Here is a 3,542-nt window from a genome sequence, read left to right as displayed (position 1 = left end):
CTACTCCACGCCGGGCGTCGGGCTCATCTCGCCGCCGCCGCACCACGACATCTACTCCATCGAGGACCTCAAGCAGCTCATCCACGACCTCAAGAACGCCAACGACCGGGCCCGGATCCACGTCAAGCTGGTCAGCTCGGTCGGGGTCGGGACCGTCGCCGCCGGGGTCAGCAAGGCCCACGCCGACGTCGTGCTCATCTCCGGGTGGGACGGCGGGACCGGTGCCGCGCCGCTGACCAGCCTGAAGCACGCGGGCGCGCCGTGGGAGCTGGGGCTCGCCGACACCCAGCAGACCCTCATGCTCAACGGGCTCCGCGACCGCATCTCCGTGCAGGTCGACGGCGGCATGAAGACCGGCCGGGACGTGATCGTCGGGATGCTCCTCGGCGCCGAGGAGTACGGGTTCTCGACGACGCCGCTGGTGGTCAACGGCTGCATCATGATGCGCGTCTGCCACCTCGACACCTGCCCGGTGGGCGTGGCGACCCAGAACCCGGAGCTGCGCAAGCGCTACACGGGCAAGCCGGAGTTCGTCGAGAACTTCTTCTGGTTCATCGCCGAGGAGGTCCGCGAGTACATGGCGGCGCTCGGCTTCCGCACCGTCGACGAGGCGGTCGGGCACACCGAGCTGATCGACGCCGGCGGCGCGATCGACAACTGGAAGGCCAAGGGCATCGACCTGGCGCCGCTGTTCACGGTGCCGGACGTCCCCGAGGGCGCCTCCACCGACCGGCGCTGCACCTCCTCGCAGGACCACGGGCTGGAGAAGGCGCTCGACCGCACGTTCATCCAGCTCGCGGAGGGCGCGCTCGACGACGCGATGCCGGTGCGCATCGAGATGCCGGTCCGCAACGTCAACCGCACCGTCGGGACCCTGCTGGGTGCGGAGGTGACGCGCCGCTACGGGCGGGACGGGCTGGCCGACGACACCATCCACGTCGAGCTCACCGGGTCGGCGGGGCAGTCCTTCGGGGCGTTCCTCCCGCCCGGGATCACCCTCGACCTGATCGGCGACGCCAACGACTACGTCGCCAAGGGCCTGTCCGGCGGGCGGGTGATCGTCCGGCCGCCCGAGGACGCGCAGTTCACCGGCACGTTCGACGAGCTCGGGCACGACGAGGCCCACACCATCGCCGGCAACGTCATCGCCTACGGCGCGACCGGCGGCGAGGTGTTCCTGCGCGGGCAGGTGGGGGAGCGGTTCTGCGTGCGCAACTCCGGGGCGCTCGCCGTCGTCGAGGGCGTCGGCGACCACGCCTGCGAGTACATGACCGGCGGCCGCGTCGTGGTGCTCGGCGCGACCGGGCGCAACCTGGGCGCCGGGATGTCGGGCGGGATCGCGTTCGTGCACGACCTGCCCGAGATCCGGGTCAACACCGAGATGGTGGACCTGCTCGGGGTGGACGGTGACGACGCCGACTGGCTGCGCCACGTCGTCGAGCGCCACCTGGAGCTCACCGGCTCGCCGAAGGCCGCGCGCCTGCTCGACGACTGGGACACCCAGGTCGGGCACTTCACCAAGGTGATGCCCACCGATTTCCAGCGGGTCCTCGACGCGACCCAGCGCGCCCAGACCGAGGGGCGCGACGTCAACGAGGTGATCATGGAGGTGGCGGGTGGCTGACCCTCGCGGGTTCCTCACCTACGAGCGCGAGGACAACCCCAAGCGCCCCGTCGAGGTCCGTCGCACCGACTGGGCGGAGATCTACGCGCCGGTCACCGACCCGGACGTCGAGGCGGAGACCCGCCGGCAGGCGGCCCGCTGCATGGACTGCGGCATCCCGTTCTGCCACTCCTCGAGCGCCGGGTGCCCGCTCGGGAACCTCATCCCGGAGTGGAACGACTTCGTGCGCCTCGGCGAGTGGGGCCGCGCGTCGGAACGGCTCCACTCGACCAACAACTTCCCGGAGTTCACCGGCGCGCTGTGCCCGGCGCCGTGCCAGGAGGCGTGCGTCCTCTCGATCACCGAGCAGCCCGGGTCCGTCGCGATCAAGCGGGTGGAGTGGTCGATCGCCGAGATCGGCTGGCGGGACGGGCACGTCGCCCCGCAGCCCTCGACGGAGGCCTCGGGCAAGCGGGTCGCGGTCGTCGGCTCCGGCCCCGCCGGGCTCGCCGCGGCCCAGCAGCTCACCCGCGCCGGCCACGATGTCACCGTCTACGAGCGCGACGACCGCATCGGCGGGCTGATGCGCTACGGCATCCCCGAGTTCAAGTTCGAGAAGTGGGAGCTCGACCGGCGCCTGGAGCAGATGCGCGCGGAGGGCACGCGGTTCGTCGTGAACTGCGAGGTCGGGAGCGACTCGGCCGACGGGCTGCCGGTGGAGCGGCTCCGCGCCGAGTACGACGCGGTGGTGCTCGCCGTCGGGTCGCTGGCCTCGCGTGACGACCGCTCGCTCGAGGGCCGTGACCTCGAGGGCATCCACCTCGCGATGGACTACCTGACGCCGGCCAACCGCGAGTGCGAGGGCGACGGGCCCTCGCCGATCAACGCGCGCGGCAAGAACGTCGTGATCATCGGCGGCGGCGACACCGGCGCGGACTGCTACGGGACCGCGACGCGGCAGGGTGCGATCGGCGTGCATCAGCTCGACCAGTACCCGGTGCCGCCGCTGAACCGGGACCCGCAGACCTCGCCGTGGCCCACGTGGCCGCTGATGTACCGCACGCCGCCGGCCCTCGAGGAGGGTGGCGAGCGCCTGTTCGCGACGGCGGTGCGGCGCTTCGTCGGCGACGACCGCGGCCACGTCCGGGCCGTGGAGCTCGCGACCGTCGAGGTGCGCAAGGGCGACGACGGCTCCCGGGAGGTCGTGCCGACCACCGAGGAGGTCCACGAGATGCCCGCGGACCTCGTGCTCTTCTCGATCGGCTTCACCGGCCCCGACGACATGGCGCTGATCCCGGGCCTGGGGATCGAGCGCACGAAGCGGGGCACGATCGGCTGCGGCTCGGACTGGCAGACCGACGCGCCCGGGGTGTTCGTCTGCGGGGACGCCCACCGCGGGGCGTCGCTCATCGTGTGGGCGATCGCCGAGGGCCGGTCGGCCGCGGCCGCCGTCGACACGGTCCTCTCGTCCGACGGGCGGACCGAGCTGCCGGCCCCGGTGCACCCGGGGGCGCTGCCGCTCACGCCGGCGGGGTAGGGGGCTCTAGGGCTGGACCTGGGCCTGGGTGATCTGCACCGGGAGCTTCGGCTTCCCGTCGCCCTCGCCGGTCGAGTTGTCGCTCCCGGCCGCGGCGACCTTGTCGAGCACCGCGAGTCCGGCGTCGCTGATGCGCCCGACCACGGTGTACTGCGGGGGGAGCGCCGAGTCGGCGTAGACGAGGAAGAACTGGCTGCCGGTCGTGTCCGGGCTCGAGGTCTTCGCCATCGCGACGAGTCCCCGGCTGTAGTTCGACGCCCCCTGGCTCACCGGCGACGGCGCGAGGTTCGTCGGCGGCTCCTCGGCGTAGCGGAAGCCGGGGCCGCCCGACCCCGAGCCGGTCGGGTCGCCGCACTGCAGCACCTTGAGGCCCTCACCGGTGGTGAGGCGGTGGCACGGGGT

At 72.6% G+C, this 3,542-nt stretch carries 3 protein-coding genes; 2 read left to right on the top strand and 1 reads right to left on the bottom strand.

Annotated elements, in window-relative coordinates:
* Together AC0CYZ_RS30315 and AC0CYZ_RS30310 are read left to right on the top strand one after the other, a co-directional pair.
* The coding region (locus AC0CYZ_RS30315; RefSeq protein WP_472221826.1) for a glutamate synthase-related protein at positions 1-1,624 on the top strand (1,624 nt) is incomplete at its 5' end.
* Positions 1,617-3,140 carry a glutamate synthase subunit beta gene (locus AC0CYZ_RS30310; RefSeq protein WP_472221825.1) on the top strand — a complete coding sequence of 508 codons (1,524 nt, stop codon included), beginning with the start codon at positions 1,617-1,619 and terminating at the stop codon, positions 3,138-3,140. The genes AC0CYZ_RS30315 and AC0CYZ_RS30310, both read left to right, overlap by 8 nt.
* A gap of 6 nt (positions 3,141-3,146) precedes the next feature.
* Here AC0CYZ_RS30310 and AC0CYZ_RS30305 read toward each other — a convergent pair.
* Positions 3,147-3,542: peptidylprolyl isomerase (locus AC0CYZ_RS30305; protein ID WP_472221824.1), on the bottom strand; the 396-nt coding region annotated here is incomplete at its 5' end.

This window comes from Actinomycetospora sp. (assembly GCF_055612215.1).
Note: the sequence above shows the minus strand (reverse complement) of the source record. Positions and strands in the feature narration are given on the sequence as shown.